Origin of the sequence: Nonomuraea sp. NEAU-A123 (assembly GCF_018603905.1) — a bacterium.
In the GTDB taxonomy this organism is placed as follows: Bacteria; Actinomycetota; Actinomycetes; order Streptosporangiales; family Streptosporangiaceae; genus Nonomuraea.
Genome location: NZ_JAHFZZ010000029.1, coordinates 105,678 through 127,814 on the forward strand (window position 1 = coordinate 105,678; position 22,137 = coordinate 127,814).

The window sequence follows — 22,137 nt, forward strand, 5'->3', positions numbered from 1 at the left end:
GAACGCTAGCAGCATCCACGCGGTCACTCCATGGCAGCGTTACCAGGCCACCTCGAGGGACGCCACGCCGTACACGAGGTGGAAGGAGCGGAAGTCCGCGACGGGCGCGACGGCACGCAGCTTGGGGAAGCGCTGGAACAGGGCGGGGAAGGCGATCCGCATCTCCATCCGGGCCAGCGGCGCGCCCAGGCAGTGGTGCACGCCGTGGCCGAAGGCGAGGTGGCCGGGCGCGCCGCGGGTGATGTCCAGCCCCTCGGCCTCCTCCATGAAGGCGGGGTCGCGGTTGGCGAGGGGCAGCGAGCAGATCACCACCTCGCCGGGCTTTATCGTCTGACCGGCTATCTCGGTCTCCGTGGTGCACACCCGGGCCAGGCTGGCGTGCAGGATGCTGAGCCAGCGCATCAGCTCCTCCACGGCGGCGTCGATCCGCTCGGGCTCCTTCAGGAGCAGGTCGAGCTGGTCCGGCTGCCGGAGCAGGGCCAGCGTGCCCAGGCCGAGCATGTTGGAGGTGGTCTCGTGCCCGGCGATCAGCAGGAGGTTGCCGATGCCGATCAGCTCGTTCGTCGTCAGGTCGTCGCCGTGCTCGCGCACCAGCATGCCCAGCAGTTCCTCGCCGGGGTCGGCCTGGATGCGGGTGACCAGCTCGGTCATGTACGCGCGCGACTCCAGCTGCAGCTTGAAACGCTCCTCCATGGGCAGCGACACGTCGAGCAGCCGGCCGGTCCTGCGCTGGAAGTCCCCGCGGTCCTCGTACGGCACGCCCAGCAGCTCGCAGATCACCAGCGACGGGATCGGCAGCGCGAAGGACTGCACCAGGTCGACGGGCGAGCCGGCCTGTTCCATGGCGTCGAGGTGCTGCTCGACGATGTCCTTGATGCGCGGCTCCAGCCGCCGCATCCGGCGGATGGTGAACTCCGGCGTCAGGAACCGGCGCAGCCGGGAGTGCTCGGGCGGGTCGAAGGCGAGCAGGTTGCCGGCGCGGAGCGCGGCGATCTCCTCCTCCGACGCGCCGGGCGGCTGGAAGAAGGTCTGACGGGCGCTGCTGAACCGCTCGGCGTCGCCCAGCACCGCACGCGCGTCGGCGTAGCGGGTCACCATCCAGGCTTCGATGCCGAAGGAGGTGATGACGCGGGTGATCCCCTCCTTCTCCCGCACCTCCGCCAGCTCGGGAACGGGATCGAACTGCGCTCGCCGCATGTACAGAGGCAGCGTCGAGATGTCGCTCATACAACCCCCAGCAATGACCAGTCGTCATGAAATGCCCTGACAATAAACGATAGCAACCTATCGCTTAGCCGCAAGAGCATCGGGCGTAAACATTGGGCCTTGACGATCTTTGTGGTATCGCTAACACTCAACACGCCCCGACACCGCCGCATATCCGGCACTAAAAATGTTAGCGCTAACCAAGCTACCGCTAGCTCTAATGAGGAGTTCGTTGCCATGTTACGCCTGAGAGCCGTGACCCTCGCCGCGGCTGCCGCCACCGGGCTGGTCCTCATCACCGCAGCTCCGGCGCCCGCCGCCGCGCCGATCACCACCTCGATCTACACCGCCGACCCGGCCGCCCTGGTGGTCGGCGACACGATGTACCTCTACACGGGCCACGACGAGGCCCCCGCCGGCGGCACGAACTTCGTCATGCGCGACTGGCACGTGTTCACCTCCGGTGACGCGACGGCCTGGACGGACCAGGGCGCGAAGCTGAAACTTTCAGATTTCTCGTGGGCGGGCGCCGACGCGTGGGCGGGCGAGGTCGAGCCGCGTAACGGCAAGTACTACTGGTACGCCCCCGTCAACGGCAACGGCGCCGGCTGGATGGACATCGGCGTGGCGGTCGGCGACAGCCCGCTCGGCCCCTTCCACGACGCCAAGGGCGGCCCGCTGATCAGCGACAGCACCCCGAACTCCTCCCCGCTCAACATCGACCCGACCGTCTTCACCGACGACGACGGCCAGGCCTACATCTACTGGGGCTCCTACTACGGCCTGCGCGCCGCCAAGCTCAAGCCCGACATGATCAACCTCGACGGAGGCGTGGTCACCCCGAGCGGCGTGTCGAACTTCTGGGAGGCCCCCTGGATGTTCAAGCGCAACGGCACCTACTACCTCGCCTACTCCGCCAACGACTCGGCCTGCTCCGCGCCCGGCTACGCGTGCATCCGCTATGCCACCGCGAGCAACCCGCTGGGGCCGTGGACCCACCGGGGCGTGGTGCTCGACCAGGTCACCTCGACCACCAACCACCCGGCGATCATCGAGTTCAAGGGCCAGTGGTACATGGTCTACCACAATGCGAACAGCCCCGGCGGCGGCAACTTCCGCCGCTCCGTCACCCTCGACAAGCTCTACTGGAACGCCGACGGCACCATGCAGAAGGTCGTGCAGACGACGGGTCCCACCAGCTCGAACCTGGCGCTGAGCGCGACGGCGTCCACCTCGTACGTCTCGCCGTGGGAGACCCTCGGCGCGATCAAGGACGGCTTCACCCCGGCGAACTCGGCCGACCACAGCCACGGCGCCTACGGCAACTGGAACCACCAGGGCACCGAGTGGCTGGAGTACCAGTGGCCGTCCGCGCAGACCGTCGGCCGGGTCGGGGTCTACTGGTTCGACGACGACCAGGGCATCGACCTGCCCGCCTCCTGCAAGGTCCAGTACTGGAACGGCAGCGCCTACGTGGACGTGCCGGGACAGTCGGCCTGCGGAGTGGCGGCCAACACCTTCAACACCACGACGTTCCCGGCGGTCTCGACGACCAGGCTCCGGCTGAGCATCACCTCGAAGACCGGCTTCTCGACCGGCGTCCTGGAGTGGACCGCGCAGGCGTGACCCTCTCACCAGCACTGGAGGTGCGATGAAACTGCTTCTTCCCCTCTTGCTCGCCGCCTTCTTCCTCACCCCGGTGGAGGCCGCGCAGGCCGCCGAGGTCAACCTGGCCACCTCGGCGACCCCGAGCGCGTCGTACACCTCGGCCTGGGAGAGCGTCGCGGCGATCAACGACGGCATCGACCCGCCCAGCTCGAACGACACCGTCAACCGCCGCTGGGGGACCTGGCCCAACACCGGACAGCAGTGGGCCGAGCTGACCTGGGCCCAGGCGCAGACGCTCCGGGTCGCCCAGGTGTACTTCTTCGACGACGGCGGCGGCGTGCGCGTCCCGGCCTCGTGGAAGCTGCAGTACTGGACCGGCAGCGCCTACAACGACGTGCCGAACGCGACCGGCTACCCCACGGCGCTCAACGCCTACAACAAGGTGACGTTCGGCCAGGTGAGCACCACGCGGCTGCGTGTCCTCCTGCAGAGCGGCCAGGGATCGGTCGGGCTGCTGGAGGTCAAGGCGTTCACCAACGATCCGGGCGGCGGTGGTTCCACCACCACCTGGAACCCGCCGGCCAACCTGGTCACGCCGCTCAACGAGGTCTGGCAGCACGTCGAGAGCACCTATCCCAACCTGTACGGCTTCCGTAACTACGGCTGGGACCAGATCATGGCCAACGGCGGCTCGATCAACTACTGCGTGCGCTGGGACAGCACCGCCACGGTGACCGCCGCCCAGCGTGACCAGATCCACGCCGCGCTGGCCCGGCAGTTCAAGAAGTGGATGGACGTGATGGCCGGCCACAACGCCTGGCCGTACGCCACCGTGCCCCTCAAGGTCGTCGGCTGGGCGGTGCGCGACCGGGCGCAGCTCCAGTGGAGCGACAACTCGGTCGACGTCTACGTGAACAACATCAACGAGAACGCGCCACAGTGCGCCGCGCCCTGCGGCCGGTTCTTCAACCAGAGCGGCACCTACCCGAACTGTCCCGGCGGCGCCTCCCACCACTACGACATGTCGCTGTGGCTCACGGCGGGCTTCGGCGGCGGCGCGGGCGGTGACTGGGGCCAGCGCATCGGCAGCGAGTACTACACGAGCAACCTCAACACCGACAACATCCACATCCTGCTCCATGAGATGGGCCATTCGTTCGGCCTGGACGACTTCTACGACTGGACTCCCACGGGGGTGTGCTGCTTCCTGATGAAGGCGGGCAGCGCGACCTCGATCACCGAGTTCGACGCGTGGATGTTCCGCGACTGGTGGCGGCACCTGAAGAGCCGCTACGGGCTGTAGGACCAAGGAGAGGGCGGCGGCCGGCGGGGCCGCCGCCCTTGTCACGCGTTGACGGTGAGCGAGTACTCGCGGGTGACGGGGGTGCTCAGCTTGTCGTAGTCCCTGAGCTGGACGGTGAAGGCCGACGTTCCCGCCTTGACGGGCTTGCCGGTGATCGCGCCGGTGAACCGGTCGAGCGTCAGCCCCTCGGGCAGCGCGCCGCCGGTGACCTGCCAGTCGTAGAACGGCACGCCGCCCTTGGCCTGGAGCCGCTGGTCGTAGGCCGCGCCCGCCTTCCCCGCCTTGACCGAGGCGGTTTCGATCGAGGGCTTGAGGAAGGGGGTCAGCTTCTTGTTCAGCTTCCAGCCGGCGTTCTCCGCGATCAGCAGCGTCAGCTTGGTCAGCTCCCACTGCCTGGTCGGGAAGACGTGCCGCCAGCCGCCGCTCTGGCCGCTCAGCCGGTCCCAGTACGGCTCGTCACCGGGCACGTGATAGCTGGTGTCGAGCGGCACCGGGTAGCCCTGGTAGTCGATGACCTCCTGGTCGTCCCTGCCCTTGCTCTCGACGTACTTCGCCATCCCCTCCCAGTCGCTGTGGAAGGCGACCGCGTGGCCGTACTCGTGCATGACCAGGCCGTGCACGTCGATGACCTGGCCGAGGTCGGTCTTGTACCAGTCCTCGTCGGCCGGCGAGCTGACCAGCTTCATGAGCTGCTCGTCGTACTCCAGGATCATGCTGGTCGAGCGGTGGTACGGGGTGGGCTTGCCGTTCTGGGTGTGGAACTTGCCGTTGATCGTCGGGTAGCCGGTCGAGTACGGCGTCTGGATGCCGCGGAAGAAGACGTACATGCCCTTGTACGGCTTGGCGTTGGTGGCCTCGACCTCGTTCTGCCAGTCGTCGCCCGGCAGCTTGTTGACCTCGTCGCCCGCGGGCACCGTGTCGAAGGGCTTGAGGTCGAAGAAGGCGAACCAGTTCCGGACCGCCGTCTCCGCCGCCGTGCGCACGCCCGGGTCGGCGAAGTAGCGGGTGATCGTGTCGTAGCGGTAGTCGAAGTCGATGGGGATCGTCGGCTTGAGCGGGGTCTTCTCGTCCTGCTGGACCATGATCGGCATGCTCTGGGTGATCGTCGCGCCGGTCGCGTCGGTGGTCCGCATCAGCCACTTGTGGCGTTCGTCCTGGCCGGGGCCCTGCTTGGAGTGGATGGCCAGCCGGACGACCTCGCGGTCGGCCGGGCCCGTGAGCGTGAAGGTCTTGGTCGCGCCGGTCGCCGTCAGCTCGCTCGGCATGTTGAGCATCAGCCGGGAGGTGCCCTCGGCCTTCAGGTCCACGGTCAGCGGGTAGGCGATGCCCGGCGTCTTGGGCGCTCTGACCGTCAGCTCGACGTACGGATTGGCCAGGTAGCCCTGCCAGTCCACGAGCTTGACGCCGTAGTCCTTGACGTTGCGGTAGAAGATGTCGAACACGTCCAGGGCCGGGGCGGCCTGGCGGGCCGCCAGGCCGGGAGCGGGCACGGAGAGCGCGCCCGCGAGCCCGGCCAGGACGGTGACTACGGCGATCTTCTTCACTGAACGATCTTCCTCATCAAGCGAAAGCCTTCACTTCCAGGAGTCCGACGGACGCTTGTCCGCTCTGCAGGGCCACGCGCAGCCGCGTGGTGGAGACTTGCCCGAAGCTCACGTGGTTGTAGGCGTTGAGCGCCGTGGGGTACGTGCCGGGGATGTCCACGTACGCGGTGCCGTTCCAGTACTGGAGCTTCCAGGAGGCGGGCAGGCGCACGCCGTCGTTGTCGTCGAAGAAGTACACGTCCGCCGACCGGATCGTCTGCGCGGCCGGCCAGGTCAGCTCGGCCCACTGCGCACCGGTGTTGGGCCAGGTGCCCCAGCGGCGGTTGACGGTGTCGTTCGAGCTGGGCGGGTCGATGCCGTCGTTGATCGCCGCGATGCTCTCCCACGGCGAGGTGTACGAGGCGGACGGCGTCGCGGTCCTGGCCAGGTTCGTGGGCGTGGTGGTGCCGCCGACCTGGAGCTGGAACGACTTCGTCACCGGAGTGCTCCTGCTGTCGTAGTCACGCAGCTGCACGGTGAACGTCGAGGTCCCGGCCGTCGTCGGCGTGCCGGTGATCGCGCCGGTGAACCGGTCGAGGCTGAGCCCGGCGGGCAGCGAGCCGCTGGTCACCTGCCAGTCGTAGAACGGCACCCCGCCCTTGGCGGCGAGCGTCTGCTGGTAGGCGGTGCCCGGCGCGGCCTGGGGCAGGGAGGTGGTGACGATGGACGGCGGCAGGAACGGGGTGAGGTTGCGGTTGAGCTTCCAGCCCGCGTTCTCAGCCACCAGCAGGGCGAGCTTGGTCAGCATCCATCTGCGGGTCGGGAACAGGTGCGTCCAACCGCCGCTCTGCCCGCTGAGCCGGTCCCAGTTGGGCTGGTCGCCGGGGATGTGGTAGCTGCTGTCCAGCGGCACGGCGCGGCCCTGATACGCGACGACGTCGGGGTCGTTGCCGCCGCCGGCGACGTAGGAGCGCATCCCGACCCAGTCGCTGTGGTAGGCGACCGCGTGGCCGTACTCGTGCATGACCAGGCCGTGCACGTCGAGCACCGAGCCGGCGATGTCCGTCTTGTACCAGTCCTCGTCGGCCAGGGAGGTGAAGAGCTGCTTGTTCGCCTCGTCGTACTCGAAGATCATCGAGGTGGACCGGTGCAGCGGGCCCGCGACCTGCTGGCCGCCCCGGGTGAGGTACTTGCCGTTCGCGGCGGGGTAGCCGGTCGAGTAGGGCGACTGGATGCCCCTGAAGAAGACGTACATGCCGTTGTAGGCCGCGTTGTTGGTGACCGTGATCTCGTTCTGCCAGTCGTTGCCCGGCAGGTGGTTGTTCTCGGTCCCGGCCGCCACCGTGTCGAAGGGCTGCACGTCGAAGAACCTGAACCAGTCCTTGACGGCCTCCTCGGCGGCGGTCCTGAAGGCCGGGGCGTTGAAGTAGCCGGTGATCGTGTCGTAGCGGTAGTCGAAGGTGATGGGGATCGTCGGCTGCAGGGCGGTCTTCTCGTCCTGCTGGACCCTGATCGGCATCGACTGCTGGAGGGTCGCGCCGGCCGCGTCCCTGATCGCCAGCTTCAGCGTGTGCAGCTCGTCGACGCCGGCGCCGCGCTTGGAGGCGATCTCCAGCTTGAACGTCTTCTGCTCTGACGCGTTCGCGAACGTCAGCGTCTTGGTGGCGCCCGTCGCGGTCAGCTGGCTGGGCAGATCCATCATCAGCCGGGAGGTGCCCTCGGCCTTGAGGTCGATCGTGACGGGGAACTGGGCGTCCTGCGGGGGTTTGACGGTCAGCTGGATGTACGGGTTGGCCAGGTAGCCCTCCCAGTCCACGAGCTTGACGCCGTAGGTGTTGACGGTCCGGCCGAACATGTCGACGACCTGGGCGGCGGCGAGGGCGTGCGCGGGCGGCACGCCGACGAACAGGGAGCTCAGTAACAGGGCCGCGACGGTTAATCGCTTCATGGTGTGAGACCTCTCAGTTCTTGATGCCGGTGAGCGTGACTCCCTCGATGAAGTAGCGCTGGAGGAAGAAGAACAGCGCCACGATCGGCACGATGACGGCCGCCGAGGCCGCCATCAGGTAGCCCCACTGCGTGATGAAGACGCTCTGGAACGAGGCCAGCCCGAGCGAGAGCGTGTACTTCTCCTCGTCCTGCAGGTAGAGCAGCGGGCCGAGGAAGTCGTTCCACGTGCCGATGAAGGTGAAGATGGTGACCACGATGATCGCCGGCTTGGACAGCGGCATGACGACCGTCCAGTACACCCGCCACGGCGACGCCCCGTCGATGTAGGCGGCCTCGTCGAGCTCGAAGGGGATCGTCAGGAAGAACTGCCGCAGCAGGAACACGTTGAACACGCCCCCACCCGCCCCGGCGAACCAGGCCGGCACGGTGAGCGGGACGAACGTGTCCAGCGCGCCCAGCTCCTGCCACATGACGAACGTCGGGATGATCGTCACCGCGTACGGCAGCATGACACCGGTCAGCAGCAGCGCGAACACCACGTTGCGCCCCCGCCAGCGCAGCCGCGAGAAGCTGAAGGCGGCCACCGAGCAGGTGAACACGGTGCCGAGCACGCAGATCACCGCGATGATCACCGTGTTGAGCAGGTAGAGGCCGAACGGCTGGGCGGTGAGCGCCTCGCTGAAGTTCGACCACTGGAACGGGCGCGGGATCCACTCGGGCGGGGCGACGAACATCTGGCTGTCGGCCATCAGCGCGCTGCGCACCAGCCAGACGAACGGCAGCAGCGTCGGGATCGAGCCCGCCACCAGCGCCACGTACAGCAGCGCCCTGCCGTATCTGCGCGGCCGCCGCAGGCCCTGGGTCGGCGCCACGCCCTTCGCGCGGGTCCTCTCCCGCGCCGCCAGCGTGGTCATCGGGCACCTGCCATCTCGTAGTAGACCCAGCGGCGGGCGTTGCGGAACATCAGGAACGTCACCACCATGATGATCATGAAGAGCACCCACGCGAGCGCGCTGGCGTAGCCCATCTCGCTCTCGGTGAAGGCCTTGCGGAAGAGGTAGTAGACGTAGAAGAGCGTGGCGTGGTTGGGGCCGCCCTCGGTCATCACGTACGCCTGGTTGAACACCTGGAACGTGCCGACCACGCCCACCACCAGGTTGTAGAAGATGGTCGGCGTCATCATCGGCAGCGTCACGTGCCAGAAGCGCCGCAACGGGCCGCCCCCGTCGATCGACACCGCCTCGTACAGGTGGCGCGGCACGCCCTGCAGCCCGGCCAGGAAGATCACCATGGTGTTGCCGAAGCCCCAGGTGCTCATGATGATCAGTGACGGGATGGCCATCTGCTCGCTGTAGACCCACTGGGAGGTCGGCAGCCCGGCCTGGCGCAGCAGCGAGTTGAGCAGCCCGAAGTCCGGGTTGAAGATCCAGATCCAGAGGACCACGTTGGCGATCGCCGGGACCAGCGTCGGCAGGTAGAAGATCGTCCGCCAGAGCGACAGGCCGCGCGCCTTCTGGTTGAGCAGCATGGCGACCGCGAAGCTGACGATCAGCGTGAGCGGCACCGCGCCGAGCGTGTAGTACGTGGTGGCGCTCAGCGACTTCCAGAACAGCTCGTCGTTCACCATCGCGGAGTAGTTGTCCAGCCCGACGAACGACGGGCTGCCGCCGATCTGCCAGTCGGTCAGGCTGAAGAAGAACGAGGCGACCATCGGGCCGACGGTGAAGATGACGAACCCGAGGATGGCCGGCAACGCCATGAGGATGCCCCATCGCGTCTCGAACCTGCGCATCAGAGGTCCTGCGTGTGCTGCCAGCCCTGCAGCATCCCGGTGATCTTCGGCGCGACCGCCTTGAGGATGTCGGCCGCCGGGCGCTTGCCGGACTCGATCTCCTGGAGCGCGGGGGTCAGGACGTCACTGCCGATCTGCGTCATGTTCTTGACCCGGTTGCCGAAGACAGGCACGCCGTGGTCGCGCGCGAAGTCGACGACCGCGGTCTTGAACTCCGGCGGGTGCAGGTCGTTCTTGGTCCAGGAGTCGACGGAGGCCTGGTCCTCGTAGTACTTCTTCTCCTGCGGCATCCACAGGCCCTGCTTGTAGAGGTCGACGTAGCGCGGATCGTTGTGGAAGGCGAACAGCTCCACCGCCTCCTCCACGTGCTTGGTCCCGGCGAACACCGCCGACGCGCCCGCCACCTGGGTCGCCGTGAACGGCTCGCCGTACTTGGGCAGCACGCCGATGCCGTAGTCGGCCTTGCTCTCGTTCATGTCGAGCAGCGACCAGTGGCCGTCGATCACCATGGCCACGCGCTTGGTCTTGAGCAGGATGTTCGTGCCGGGCACGTCGTCGCCGGTGGCCGCGAGCTGGCCGGGGCCGGGCATGACCCGGTGCTTGTAGATGAGGTCCTGCAGGTTCTGGAAGACCTTGATCGCCTCGGGCGAGTCGAGCAGGCACCGCTTGCCGCTCTCGTCGGCGAAGTCGCCGCCGTTGCTGCGCAGGAAGCCGTACCAGGCCGCGCCGTAGGTGATGCTGCTGGAGATGCCGAACTGCTTGATCTGCTTGGGGTCGAAGCCCGACTCGTCGGGATGCTTGCCGTTCTGGTCGATGGTGAGCTTGTAGGCGTTCTGGACAAGCTGGTCCCAGGTCCAGGCGGAGGCCGCGTCGGCCGGCGGGGGAGCGATGCCGGCGTCCGCGATGGCCTGCTTGCCGTACCAGAGCAGCTCGACCTCGTTGGCCGTGGCGACGCCGTGCAGTTTGTCCTGGCCGTACCAGAGATAGGCGTCCGGCAGGTAGCCGCCGAGCTGCGGATATTTCGTCAGATACGGGAACAGGTTGACCAGCTTGCCCTGCTCGGCCAGGCGGAACGACATGGCCATCGGCACGTAGCCGACGTCCGGCACCCGGCCGCTGGCCACCAGGGTGTTGAGCTTGACGTCGTACTCGTCGGGAGTGAACAGCGCCTTGACCTTGATGCCCGGCTTCTTCTGCTCGAACTGCCTGAGCATCTTCTCCACGGCCTTCTGCTCGAAGGTGGAGCCCCAGTACATGAACTGCAACTGCGTCGCGGCGCTCGATCCGCCGCCGCTCCCGCACGCGGACGCCGCCGCGCCGAGGGCCGCGAGACCGCCGATCTTGAAGAGATCACGTCTATTCATCGGGGTGTTCCTTTACGCGAGGGGGATCCAGACCCGCATCCCGCGGCCGTCGCGGTTGTCCCACTGGTAGTAGGGGATCGCCGTGGCGGTCACGGGGGAGCCGGTCGCGAGTTCCGCGGGGGGTGTGATGGTGTACGGCAGGCCGCCCACAGGCTGGGAGACGGCCAGGGCGTCGGCCTCGATCAGCACGGTGCGCCCGATGCCGTCGAGATCGTCCTTGTCCAGGACGCGGAGCTCGGCCCCCGCGGCCAGCGCCAGGTCCGGGAGGTCCACGCCTTCGGGCTGGTCGGCCTGCTCGAAGCAGTAGACGAGCGGCCCCCGCTCGACGGCGACGCATCCCCTGACGGCGTCGACGCGGCGGTGCGGGTGGACCAGCCTGGGCGCCATGTCCAGCTCCAGCTCGACGGTGTCGCCCGCCCGCCACTCGCGGGTCAGCACGACGTAGCCGCGCTCGTCCGGTACGGCGGGCGCCGACTCGCCGTCGATCGTCACCGTGGTGGCGGCGCTCCACGCGGGCACCCGCAGCGCCAGCGACCACGGGGTCCCCGGCGCGCGCTCCACGGTGAACGTGACGCGGCCGTGCCAGGGGTAGTCGGTGGCGACGGCCAGCGTGAGGTCGCCGTCGGAGATGGTGCCCGGCACGTACTGGTGGACGAGCAGGGTGTTGTCGGCGGACGTCGCTACGTACCCGCCGAGGGAGGAGACGAGCCGCATGACGTTCGGCGGGCAGCAGGCGCAGGCGAACCACTCGCGCCGGCGACCGGCGTAGGCTCCCTCGATGTGGTCGTCCCTGCGCTGGAGCGGGTTGACGTAGAAGAAGCGGATGCCGTCCGCCGAGGTCGAGGCGGCGAAGGCGTTGTAGAGCGTGCGCTCGATCAGGTCGGCGTACCGGCCGTGGCCGGTGGCCAGGAGCAGCCGCCAGTTCCAGTGGATGCTGGCGATGGCCGCGCAGCTCTCGTTGTAGGCGCGGTCCGGCGGCAGCTCCCAGCGGTCGCCGAACGCCTCGTCGGAGTGGCGGCTGCCCATGCCTCCCGTCAGGTGGGTCTTGGTGGCGACCAGGTCCTCCCAGCGCCGGACCGAGCACTCCAGCAGCGACTCGTCGCCGGTCTCCAGGTAGACGTCGACGACGCCCGCCTCCAGGTACAACTGGCGCACCGCGTGCCCGACCGCCGTATCCGCCTCCCTGACCGGCAGGTGGTCCTGGGCGTACAGGATGCCGAGCCCGCTGTCGCGGATGTGCCCCCTGCCCCTGCCATCGATCAGCTTCGCGGCCAGGTCCAGGTAGGAGCGCTCGCCGGTGGCCCGGTACAGCTCCACCAGCGCGGTCTCGACCTCGGCGTGCCCGTCGATGCCGTCGTTGCCGCCGCGCAGGAAGACGTCCGCCAGGTGGTCGGCGAACTTCCGGGCGACCTCGAGCAGCTCCGTGCCGGTGCCCGCGCGGGTGGCGGCGACCGCGGCCTGGAACAGGTGGCCCGCGCAGTACATCTCGTGGCTGTACTCGAGCTCGGCGTAGATCTTGTCCGGCTTGACGATCTGGTAGTGCGAGTTGAGGTAGCCGTCGGGCCGCTGAGCCCGCTTGAGCACCTCGGACGCCCGCTCGACGAAGTCCGTGTACTCCGTCGACGGTCGCCTGGCGTGCTCCCAGGCGACGGCCTCGAGCTGCTTGTACAGGTCCGAGTCCTGGAAGCGGTACCCGCGGAACTCAGCCCCTTCCTCGCCGCCTGCTCCGGCTCCGGCCAGGCGCAGGTTCGGCAGGCTGCCCGCCTGCTCCATCTGCTCCAGCCCGAGCGGGATGCTCGCCGCGCGGTTGACGCTCTGCCAGCGCCCGAACGGCCCACCGGTGATCACCACGTCATGGATGCCGAGAGGCCGCTGCACGGCCGTCGATTCTGCGGTCGGTACGGCGGGGCCGCAGGCCTGGTCCATCGAACTCCTCGCACATGGGGAATAGGCTTTCCTCCGCGAACAGTAAGGTGTTACACATCACTGGTCAACCCTCCATGCGGTTGTATCCTGACCAGGGCATAGAGGAGGGAAATCGTTTGTCTGAATTTTCCCGGCGAGCCGTGACCATTCGCGAGGTCGCCGCGGCCGCCGGAGTGTCGATCGGCACGGCGTCCAAGGCGCTCAACGGCCAAGGCCGGTTGCGCGAGGAGACCAGGGCGCGGGTGATGGCCGCCGCCGAACGTCTGGAGTTCCGGCCGAACAAGCTCGCCCAAGGGTTGCTGCACGGCCGCACGTTCACCGTCGGCCTGGTGACGTGCGACAGCTTCGGCCGGTTCAGCATCCCCGTCATGCTCGGCGCCGAGGACGCGCTGGGCGCCGGCCAGATCTCGGTGTTCATGTGCGACACCCGAGACGACCCGATCAGGGAGCGGCACTACGTCGAGCGCCTGCTGGCCAGGCGGGTCGAGGGCATCATCGTCACCGGCCGCCGCACCGAGCCCCGGCCGAGCATCGGCACCGGCCTGCCGGTCCCGGTCGTCTACGCCATGACCCAGTCGACGGAGGCCGCCGACTTCTCGGTGATCCCCGATGATCTGGGCGGCAGCATGCTCGCCGTACGGCATCTGCTGGCCACCGGGCGGCGGCGGGTCGGCCACATCACCGGGCCGCAGCGGTTCCTGGCCGCGCGGACGCGGGCCGCGGGGTTCGCCGACGCGCTGGCGGAGGCGGGGGCGACGGCCGCGGGCGACGCGCTGTTCGGGGAGTGGTCGGAGGAGTGGGGACGCCAGGGCGCCGACATCCTGCTCCGCACTCAGCCGGATGTGGACGCGGTGTTCTGCGGCAGCGACCAGATCGCCAGGGGCGTCGCCGAGACGCTCCGGGACCGTGGCCGGCGCATTCCCGATGACGTGGCGCTCGTGGGTTTCGACAACTGGGCGCCGATGGCGCTCGGCTCCCGGCCGCCGCTCACCACGGTCGACCTGAACCTCGGGGAGATCGGCCGCGCCGCCGCCACGCACCTGCTGGACGTGATCGGCGGTGTGCCGCACCAGGGTGGAGTACGGCGCATGCCGTGCAGCCTGGTGCTGCGGGAGTCGACCCGCGTCTGAGTCATCGTCGTCTCGCGGGGCCTGCGTTTCGGAGCTGATCCAGGCGCGTCCGGGCAACGTCGGATGACGGCTGCGCCACCGGTCCCCTCGCCTGGACCGGCGGGCCGTACGGGCCTTGAAGGCAGCCGGCCGACTCTGATCGTCATCCTCCCGATATCGCTCCGGCGGCGATGCCGCCTGCCGCGAACCCGCCATCGCGGCGGCCAAAGGCCGGTGGGCGGGCCGCATTTCGAATTGAGGAGGCGACGGTCATTATCGCCGTCATGATTGCCGGAGCGGCAATCTCAGTGAGCCGCCTCGTACTGCTCCACGATGGTCGCGGCGATACGGCCGCGCTCGCTCACGGGTAGTCCCGCCTGCTTCGCCCACTGGCGAATTTCGGTGGACTTGTCGCGACTCACCGAGCGCGCCGAGCCGACTCCGCGGCGGACCTTGCCACCGCGCTCCTTGCGGACCTGACGGGCCTTGACCAGGAACGGGGCAAGCGCTTTGCGCAACTTCTCCTCGTTCTTATCCGACAGGTCGATCTCGTAGGCAAAGCCGTCGAGCCCGAACCTGATTGTGTTCTCGGACGACAAGGCGCTTCCGTCGAGGTCGTCAAGGAAGATCTCTTGAATTTGCTTGGCCATGCTGGTGCTCCGAATTCAGAGGCGAGAAGACAATCAGTACTGTAGCGTATGGCGTCGTTGTTCGGCGCACTCCCGGGACGGCGGGTGGCCAGGACAAAGAAAGCTCTGCTATTTGTTAGCGGGGCTATTTCTTTCCGGCTATCCGGGACGCTCGCGGCGCGAGCGCGTCACGGGTCCACGAGCCCAGCACCAACAGCGTCTTGGTGCCCGTGACGTTCCCGGCATGGCGCAGGTGATCGATGACCTGCTGGAGATGACCGAGGTCGCGGACGCGGACGTGGATCAGCGCGTCGGGGTCGCCGGCGATGGTGAACACCGTCTGGACCTCCGCCACGTCGGTGGCCGTGCGGACGATCTCGCTCACCGGTGTCGCACCCGCGTAATGCAGCTCGGTGAACGCCTCGATGCCCCATCCGAGCTTGGCGTAGTCGATCTGCACGGTGAAACCGGTGATGACGCCGAGCTCTTTGAGCCGGTCCACCCGCCGCTTGACCGCGGCCACGGAAAGGCCGATCGTGCCCGCCATCTCCGAGAAGGTCCGGCGCCCGTCCTCGCGCAGCAGCCGCAACAGCCGATGATCAATCTCGTCTATTTCCGGCATGCGGGTACTCCTAGGCTTTTGGTGGAAAGAACCTTAGCGAATGAGGCCGAGGCCGCAAAGGTTTTGCGTCTTTCTCGCGCCTTCTTGGGTGATACTTGCGCGATGGCCGCCCACGTTGCTGTGCTGGGGTTCCCACGAACCTCAGGGAGGCCCGCGTGAGCGTCGCTCTCGACGACAAGTACACGGCCACGGACGGCCGCGTGCTCATCTCCGGCCTCCAGGCCCTCGTCCGGCTGACGCTCGAACAGCGCCGCCTGGACCGGGAGCGCGGGCTGGACACGCGCGTGTTCGTCTCCGGCTACCCGGGCTCGCCGCTGGCCGGCGTCGACCTGGAGATGGGCCGGGCCGCCCGGCTGCTCGAACCGGCGGGCGTGGTCTTCCAACCGGCGCTCAACGAGGAGCTGGCGGCCACCGCCGTGGCGGGCACGCAGCTCCTCGACCGCCTGCCCGGCCGGCGCCACGACGGCGTGGCCGGCTTCTGGTACGGCAAGAGCCCCGGCCTCGACCGGGCCGCCGACGCCATCCGGCACGGCAACCTGGCCGGCACCGCCGCGCTCGGCGGCGCGGTGGCCTGGATCGGCGACGACCCCGGCAGCAAGTCCTCGACCGTGCCCAGCTCCTGCGAACCGATGTGCCAGAGCCTGTGCGTGCCGCTGCTCGCGCCGGGCTCGGTGGCGGAGATCATCGAGTTCGGGCTGCACGCGGTCGCCCTCTCGCGCGTCACCGGCCTGTGGACGGGCCTGAAGATCGTCGCGGACCTCGCCGACGCGTCGGCCACCGTCGACCTCGGCTCGCTGCGCGACGGCATCCCGGCCCCGGACCACGCGGCCCGCGCCACGCCGGCCGCCCTGGTCGGTCCGGCCGCGCTGGACGCCGAGCACGACATGCTGACCCGGCGCCTCGACCTGGCCCGCGACTACGCCCGCGCGCACGGCCTGAACCGGGTGATGTCCGGCTCACCGCGGGCCCGCCTCGGCATCCTCGCCTCCGGCGCCTCCTTCGCGGTGGTCCGGCGGGCGCTGGCCGACCTCGGGCTGGACGAGACCGCGATCGAGGACCTGGGCCTGCGGCTCATCCGGCTCGGCATGCCGTACCCGCTGGCGCCCGGCGACCTGGCCGCCATGACCGCGGACCTCGACCGGGTGCTCGTGGTGGAGGACAAGGTCCCGTTCCTGGAGGGCCAGCTGAAGCAGGCGCTCTACGGCGGCGAGCGCACCCCGGCCGTCGTCGGCCGCGAACTGCTCACCGCCCGCGGCACGCTCGGCGCGGAGGACGTGGCCAAGGCGCTCACCACCTTCGCGGGTCCGCTCCCGCGGACCGCCGTCACCTTGGCGTCCACCACCCTCCCCGGCCCGCTCGCCGACACCTCGGCGTCCACCACCTTCCCCGGCCCGCTCGCCGACACCTCGGCGCCCGCCCCGAAGCCGCGCCGGCTGCTGCCGATGGTCGCCGCGCGCACGCCGTACTTCTGCTCGGGCTGCCCGCACAACATCTCCACCCGCACGTCCGACAGCACGCTGGTCGGCGTCGGCATCGGCTGCCACGCCATGATCGCCCTGGACGGCAACGGGCGTGGCAACCAGGTCGGCATCACCCAGATGGGCGGCGAGGGCGCCCAGTGGATCGGCCTGGCCCCCTTCACCGGCGACCGGCACTTCGTCCAGAACCTCGGCGACGGCACCTTCCACCACTCCGGCTCGCTGGCCGTCCGCGCCGCCGTCGCGGCCGGGGTGTCGATCACGTACAAGCTGCTCTACAACGACGCCGTCGCCATGACGGGCGGCCAGCGCGCGGAGGGCCGCCTCGACGTACCCGCACTGACGCGGTCGCTGGCCGCCGAGGGAGTCCGCCGGATCGTGATCACCACACCCGAGCCGGAGACCTACCGGGGCGTCCGGCTCGCGCCGATCGCCACCGTACGGCACCGCGACGGGCTGGCGGCGGCCGAGCAAGAGCTTGCGGCACTCGACGGGGTGACCGTGCTGATCCACGACGACCGGTGCGCGGCCGAGGAACGCCGCCTGCGCAAGCGCGGGAAACTCCCCGTCCCGGTGGAGAAGGTCGTGGTCAACGAGCGGGTGTGCGAGGGCTGCGGAGACTGCGGCGAGGCGTCGACCTGCCTGTCCGTGCAGCCCGTCGAGACCGTGTACGGCCGCAAGACCCGGATCCACCAGCCCTCGTGCAACTCCGACCTGAGCTGCCTCAAGGGCGACTGCCCGTCGTTCCTGCTGGTCAAGCCGGGCACCCGGCCAGTGTCGTTGGCCGGGCCGGACACTCGTCAGGCGGGGCCGGTGCCGTCGCCGCCGGTGGAGCCCGCCGAGCCGGTCGCCAGATTCCCCGGCCGGGAGGTGCTGCTGCGGATGCCCGGCATCGGCGGCACGGGCGTCGTCACCGTCTCGCAGATCCTGCAGATGGCCGCCCACCTCGACGGCCTGCACGCGGCCGGCCTCGAACAGACCGGGCTGGCCCAGAAGGGCGGACCCGTCGTCAGCGACGTCCGCATCTCCCCGCACCCGGTCACCGGCTCCCCGAAGGCGTCGCGCGGCACCGCCGACGTGCTGATCGGATTCGACCTGCTCGGCGTGGCGGCCGACGCCAACCTGGCCACCGCCGCGCCGGACCGTACCATCGCCGTGGTCAGCACCGCCGTCGTACCGACCGCCGCCATGGTGACCGGACGCGTCACCGTGCCGAACTCGCCCGGCGACGCGCTCACCCGCGTAGAGTCGGCCACCCGAAGCACCGACAACCTCTACCTCGACGCCCACGCCCTCGCCGAGACGCTGTTCGGCGACCACATGCCCGCGAACATGCTGCTCATCGGCGCCGCGTTCCAGCACGGCTGCCTGCCGCTTTCGGCCGAAGCCGTCGAACGGGCCATCCAGCTCAACGGAGCCTCGGTCGAGCAGAACCTCGCGGCGTTCCGCTGGGGCCGGGCCGCCGTCGCCGACCGCCACGCGGTGCTGGCGGCCCTCGAGCCCCCGGCCCCGGAGGCCGGTTCGTTCGAGCCCTCGGCTCCGGAGGCCGAATCCTTCGAGCAGGCCCTGGCCACGCGGGTCACCGACCTGACCGGCTACCGTAACGCGGCCTACGCCGCCCAGTACGTCGAGGACGTGCGCCGCGTGGCCGCGCTCGCCGCCGACCGCGCGGGGGAGGAGGGCGCCCCGATCGCCCTCGCGTACGCCAAGGGCCTGCACAAGCTCATGGCCTACAAGGACGAGTACGAGGTCGCCCGGCTGCACCTGGACCCGGCCGAGCGGGCCAGGAGGGAGCGGGAGTTCGGCGCGGACGCCGTCGTGTCGGTGCTGCTGCACCCGCCGATACTGCGGGCGCTGGGCATGAAGCGCAAGATCAGGCTGCGCCGCTCGGCGAACGTCGTGTTCCGCGTGCTGCGCGCCGGCAGGTTCCTGCGCGGCACACCGTTCGACGTGTTCGGGTACGCCGGAGTGCGCCGCGTCGAGCGGGCGCTCGTCACCGAGTACCGTGACCTGATGCGTGACGCTCTCGCCCGGCTGAGCCCGGCCACCGCCGGCGCCGTGGCCGCCATCGCGGCGCTGCCGGAGGCGATTCGCGGGTATGAGGACATCAAGCTCGCGCGAGTCGCGGAGTACCGCGACCGCGCCAGGACCGCCCTGGCGGAGCTGAGCGAGCCCACTCTCGCGAAGGCAGGCGAACTCACCCCAGCGAAGCCGGGCGAGCCTATCCTCGCGGGGTCGGGCGAGCCCACCCCCACGAAGCCGAGCGAGCCCACCGGAACCCTGGAGAGAATGTGACCGTCGATCGCCTGCTGCCCACCGAGGACGCCGAGGACCTCATCGCCCTCACCCGGGAGATCGCCGACAAGGAGCTGGCGAGCCGGGTCGACGAGCATGAGCGCGCCGAGACCTACCCCGAGGGCCTGTTCGCCACGCTCGGCGCCGCCGGGCTGCTCGGTCTGCCGTACCCGGAGGAGTTCGGCGGCGGCGGCCAGCCGTACGAGGTCTACCTACAGGTCCTGGAGGAACTGGCGGCCCGCTGGGCCGCCGTCGCGGTGGCCACCAGCGTGCACACGCTCGCCTGCTTCCCCGTGGCCACCTACGGCACGCCCGAGCAGCGCGAACGCTGGCTGCCCGACATGCTGGCGGGCCGGCTCGTCGGCGGCTACAGCCTGTCCGAACCCCAGGCCGGCTCCGACGCCGCCGCCCTCACCTGCAAGGCGGAGAAGGTCGAGCACGGCTACCGGATCACCGGCAACAAGGCATGGATCACCCACGGCGGCAAGGCCGACTTCTACGCCCTGTTCGCCCGGACGGGGGAGGGCAGCCGCGGCATCTCCTGCTTCCTGGCCCCCGGCGCGGCCGAGGGCCTGACCTTCGGCCGCCCGGAGGAGAAGATGGGCCTGCACGCCATCCCCACGACCAGCGCCCACTGGGACGGCACCGTCATAGAGGCCGACCGGCTGCTCGGTGAGGAAGGACAGGGCCTGCCCATCGCCTTCAGTGCCCTCGACTCCGGCCGGCTCGGCATCGCCGCCTGCGCGACCGGCCTGGCGCAGGCCGCCCTCGACGCATCCGTCGCCTACGCGAAGGAGCGCCAGACGTTCGGCCGCAAGATCATCGACCACCAGGGGCTGGGCTTCCTGCTCGCGGACATGGCCGCCGCCGTGGACAGCGCCCGCGCCACATACCTGGACGCCGCCCGCCGCCGCGACGCCGGCCGTCCGTACGCGCGGCAGGCCAGCGTCGCGAAGCTGGTGGCGACGGACGCCGCGATGAAGGTCACCACCGATGCGGTGCAGGTGTTCGGCGGGTATGGGTATACGCGGGAATTCCGGGTCGAGCGGTACATGCGTGAGGCGAAGATCATGCAGATTTTCGAGGGTACGAACCAGATCCAGCGCCTGGTGATCAGCAGACATCTGGCCCGCTGACCGGCGCTTTCTCATGCCCAACCGTCACCCGATTCGGTGGTTGCCCGTCTGATGCCCGCCCCGCCAAAAAGGGCCTCCGCTCCGCTCCGGGCGTCCTTCTGGGGGGGGGCTTCGGCGCACAACGGGCTTCGCTTTGGGCGCTTCGCGCTTTCGGGGCTCAGACGTTGCTTCCAGTCGGGCCAAAGCCCCGACCCCTGGAGGGCCTCGCTTCGCTCGGACGTCCTCCCGGCGCAGGCTTCGCCTGCGAGAACCTTGTTGACCATGGCCTGCCGTGAATGGACGGCAGGTGCGGAACTCACGCTCTTGGGGCGCCGGCCTGTCATGGCCAAATGGTCCACTGCTGCCCTACCCAGCATCCCCTACCTTGGGCCATTGCGACCTCCGCCAAGTCGACGAAACCGACCTGTGGCCCGAAGCCACCCGGCGCCGAGCACGAAGCGATCTACCCCGTCGCTGGGCCCCTTTCCACACCGTGTGGAACAACCTCTTTCAGCGGTTAGCCGAGGTCGCTACATGTTGCGGGTGTCGGTCACCTCGCCTCGCCGCTCATGATGCGCATCCAGAGGTCTTGGGCGTGGCGGTCGGTCATTCGCTCGCTCTCCATGACGGAGGTGGGGTAGGTGGACCAGTCACAGCGCCGTATGTAGGTGTGTCCGCCCGCGACGCACAACTCGTAGACGACAGGGGCGCAGTCGCAGGTGTAGGCCCGCACGCGTGTCACCGCGCTGGTCGGCTGCCACGGGTACCAGTCCACGAGTGTGATGTTCCCTCGGGGAGCTGCCAGATGGAGGCCGTGGTAGGCGTCGAGGTCGGTCACACGCTCTCCGCATCTTTTGGCACTGTCGTGAAGCCCCTTCGCGCCGCCCGCGATCGGTCGCGGCGCATCGTCAGGGACGGCGTCGGTGAGCGCATGATGCCGCTCAGGCTGCACCCCTGCGACACCACCAGCCGGGGCGCATATGGCGGGAGGCTCCACCGGGAGAGCTCTCGACCGCGATTCACCTGGCGGTGGCGCCCTGGGCGCGGGCCTTGGCGACCGCGGCTTTAGCGTCGGTCAGCGCGCTCATGACCGCAGTAGCCGGGCAGAATCTTGAAGCCGTCCAGGGCGTCATGGCCGCGGCCTGCGGCGGTGCCGAATCACAGGAGCCGGCCGGCGCGGGCGGTGTAGACATGCAGCAGCCGATGGTCGTCATCGCCTGCGACGCGGGCCGGGGTCTCATCGTGGTGCAGCACCGGCGCGGCACGCAACGCGTTCTTCAGCGCGATCTCGAAGCCGGCCAGCCGGGCGGCGACGCGCTTGACCAGCCCGCCGGCGAACCCGGTGGAGACCGACGCGTCCAGCAGCACGCCCATCAGGTCGGAGGCCCGGGTGATGCTCATGTGCCCGGCGCAGGCCAGCAGCGCGGTCGCGGCGCGGACGTTCGGGCCGTAACAGCAGGGCCCGGCCAGTTCCGGCGAGGTGGCCGCCCGGGTCGCCCGACGGCAGGCCGGGCAGGTCACCTTGACCATCCGGTACTCGGTGACCTGGAGTTTCACCGGCGGAGTGTCGAACATCTGCACCCGCTCGACGACCTTCCCCTCCAGATCGGCCAGCGTGCAGCCGCACCCAGCGCATGCTTCGGGGGCGATGACGGTGATCTGGTTCGGATCGCTCCGCCAGGCCAGCATGCCCCTCGTGCCCGGCCTGTCCACCGCGCGGCCGGGGCGAGCGCTTCTTGGTCTTCTTGGCGCGCTTGGCCCGCGCTGCCGGACCGTCCGAACCCGGCGGCATCGATGAGTTGGACGAATCCATCCCTGCCCGCCGCTTCAGCCGCTCGACCTCGGCCAGCAGCTCCTTGATCACGGCATCTCGCTCCGCGATCGTGGCCCGCATCTCGTCCAGAGCAGCCAACAGCTCCTCACGGCTGAGCTCCTGGGGGCCGGACACAAACCCAAACTACGATGACCCATCCCAAGATCCCCATATTCAGCAGAAGCCGGCGGGTCTACCTCAAACCAGACCCCAGCTCAACGGCAGGCGTGAAGGGATACCTTCTACCTGCAAAAACCCGCCTCGGGGAGGAAATGGCGGCTCTTCGAAGTTAAGCGGGGTTGAGGTGTCCGCGGCCTTTTCGGGTGGTGGCGCATCGGGTGCGTAGTCGCTGGTTTCCTGGGTTGCGGAAGCCGTAGGCGTCGCGGGCGGTGGTCTTGATGACG

16 protein-coding genes and 1 pseudogene are annotated in these 22,137 nt (G+C 69.2%); 5 read left to right on the plus strand and 12 right to left on the minus strand.

All coding sequences use genetic code 11. The annotated features are described in order from the left end of the window. Positions 1-39: 39 nt before the first annotated feature. Positions 40-1,227 (minus strand): cytochrome P450, encoded by a 1,188-nt coding sequence (locus KLK06_RS51305; RefSeq protein ID WP_214643155.1) that lies wholly within the window; start codon positions 1,225-1,227, stop codon positions 40-42. A 216-nt stretch (positions 1,228-1,443) separates the two neighbouring features. On the opposite strand from KLK06_RS51305, the gene KLK06_RS51310 reads away from it, so the two are divergent. Beyond that, positions 1,444-2,832 (plus strand): glycoside hydrolase family 43 protein, encoded by a 1,389-nt coding sequence (locus KLK06_RS51310; protein WP_214643156.1) that lies wholly within the window; start codon positions 1,444-1,446, stop codon positions 2,830-2,832. A 25-nt stretch (positions 2,833-2,857) separates the two neighbouring features. Further along, positions 2,858-4,117, plus strand: a complete 1,260-nt coding sequence (locus KLK06_RS51315; RefSeq protein WP_214643157.1) for a hypothetical protein — start codon at positions 2,858-2,860, stop codon at positions 4,115-4,117. A gap of 41 nt (positions 4,118-4,158) precedes the next feature. Here the strand turns inward: KLK06_RS51315 and KLK06_RS62770 are convergent, their stop codons facing one another. The 6 genes from KLK06_RS62770 to KLK06_RS51345 are packed head-to-tail and all read right to left on the minus strand — an operon-like array spanning position 4,159 to position 12,672. Beyond that, positions 4,159-5,661, minus strand: coding sequence for an Ig domain-containing protein (locus tag KLK06_RS62770; RefSeq protein ID WP_214643158.1), 1,503 nt, complete (start codon positions 5,659-5,661; stop codon positions 4,159-4,161). A 16-nt stretch (positions 5,662-5,677) separates the two neighbouring features. Continuing rightward, positions 5,678-7,588 (minus strand): Ig domain-containing protein, encoded by a 1,911-nt coding sequence (locus KLK06_RS51325; RefSeq protein ID WP_214643159.1) that lies wholly within the window; start codon positions 7,586-7,588, stop codon positions 5,678-5,680. A 13-nt stretch (positions 7,589-7,601) separates the two neighbouring features. Then, complete coding sequence (locus KLK06_RS51330) at positions 7,602-8,504, minus strand: carbohydrate ABC transporter permease (protein WP_214643160.1); 903 nt, start codon at positions 8,502-8,504, stop codon at positions 7,602-7,604. Next, entirely contained in the window at positions 8,501-9,382 is an 882-nt protein-coding gene (locus KLK06_RS51335) for a carbohydrate ABC transporter permease (protein ID WP_214643161.1), read from the minus strand. The genes KLK06_RS51330 and KLK06_RS51335 overlap by 4 nt, the downstream gene beginning before the upstream one ends. After that, positions 9,382-10,746: an extracellular solute-binding protein gene (locus tag KLK06_RS51340; RefSeq protein WP_214643162.1), complete on the minus strand. Its 1,365-nt coding sequence runs from the start codon at positions 10,744-10,746 to the stop codon at positions 9,382-9,384. The genes KLK06_RS51335 and KLK06_RS51340 overlap by 1 nt, the downstream gene beginning before the upstream one ends. Positions 10,747-10,758: 12 nt before the next feature. Further along, the gene (locus KLK06_RS51345) at positions 10,759-12,672 is read right to left on the minus strand and encodes a glycoside hydrolase family 127 protein (RefSeq protein WP_214643163.1); all 1,914 of its coding nucleotides are present in this window, start codon (positions 12,670-12,672) and stop codon (positions 10,759-10,761) included. A 116-nt stretch (positions 12,673-12,788) separates the two neighbouring features. On the opposite strand from KLK06_RS51345, the gene KLK06_RS51350 reads away from it, so the two are divergent. Further along, on the plus strand, positions 12,789-13,802 hold the full coding sequence (locus KLK06_RS51350; RefSeq protein WP_250907342.1) for a LacI family DNA-binding transcriptional regulator: 1,014 nt from the start codon (positions 12,789-12,791) through the stop codon (positions 13,800-13,802). Positions 13,803-14,086: 284 nt separating this feature from the next. Here the strand turns inward: KLK06_RS51350 and KLK06_RS51355 are convergent, their stop codons facing one another. Together KLK06_RS51355 and KLK06_RS51360 are read right to left on the minus strand one after the other, a co-directional pair. Continuing rightward, positions 14,087-14,431, minus strand: coding sequence for an Lsr2 family protein (locus KLK06_RS51355; RefSeq protein ID WP_214643165.1), 345 nt, complete (start codon positions 14,429-14,431; stop codon positions 14,087-14,089). A gap of 124 nt (positions 14,432-14,555) precedes the next feature. Next, a complete protein-coding gene (locus KLK06_RS51360) occupies positions 14,556-15,032 on the minus strand; it encodes an Lrp/AsnC family transcriptional regulator (RefSeq protein WP_214643166.1) in 477 nt (158 codons plus the stop codon). A gap of 155 nt (positions 15,033-15,187) precedes the next feature. On the opposite strand from KLK06_RS51360, the gene KLK06_RS51365 reads away from it, so the two are divergent. Together KLK06_RS51365 and KLK06_RS51370 are read left to right on the plus strand one after the other, a co-directional pair. Further along, positions 15,188-18,805, plus strand: a complete 3,618-nt coding sequence (locus KLK06_RS51365; RefSeq protein WP_374197203.1) for an indolepyruvate ferredoxin oxidoreductase family protein — start codon at positions 15,188-15,190, stop codon at positions 18,803-18,805. Then, positions 18,802-19,941 carry an acyl-CoA dehydrogenase family protein gene (locus KLK06_RS51370; RefSeq protein WP_214643168.1) on the plus strand — a complete coding sequence of 380 codons (1,140 nt, stop codon included), beginning with the start codon at positions 18,802-18,804 and terminating at the stop codon, positions 19,939-19,941. Before KLK06_RS51365 ends, KLK06_RS51370 begins: the two co-directional genes overlap by 4 nt. Before the next feature lie 529 nt (positions 19,942-20,470). On the opposite strand, the gene KLK06_RS51375 is transcribed toward KLK06_RS51370, so the two are convergent. The 3 genes and pseudogenes from KLK06_RS51375 to KLK06_RS63380 form a co-directional block, all read right to left on the minus strand. Then, positions 20,471-20,758, minus strand: a complete 288-nt coding sequence (locus tag KLK06_RS51375) for a hypothetical protein (protein ID WP_214643169.1) — start codon at positions 20,756-20,758, stop codon at positions 20,471-20,473. Between the two features lie 320 nt (positions 20,759-21,078). Then, the gene (locus KLK06_RS51380) at positions 21,079-21,609 is read right to left on the minus strand and encodes a transposase (RefSeq protein ID WP_214643170.1); all 531 of its coding nucleotides are present in this window, start codon (positions 21,607-21,609) and stop codon (positions 21,079-21,081) included. A 58-nt stretch (positions 21,610-21,667) separates the two neighbouring features. Then, positions 21,668-21,814: pseudogene (locus KLK06_RS63380) on the minus strand (DUF6444 domain-containing protein); the annotation flags it as partial. Positions 21,815-22,137: the final 323 nt, after the last annotated feature.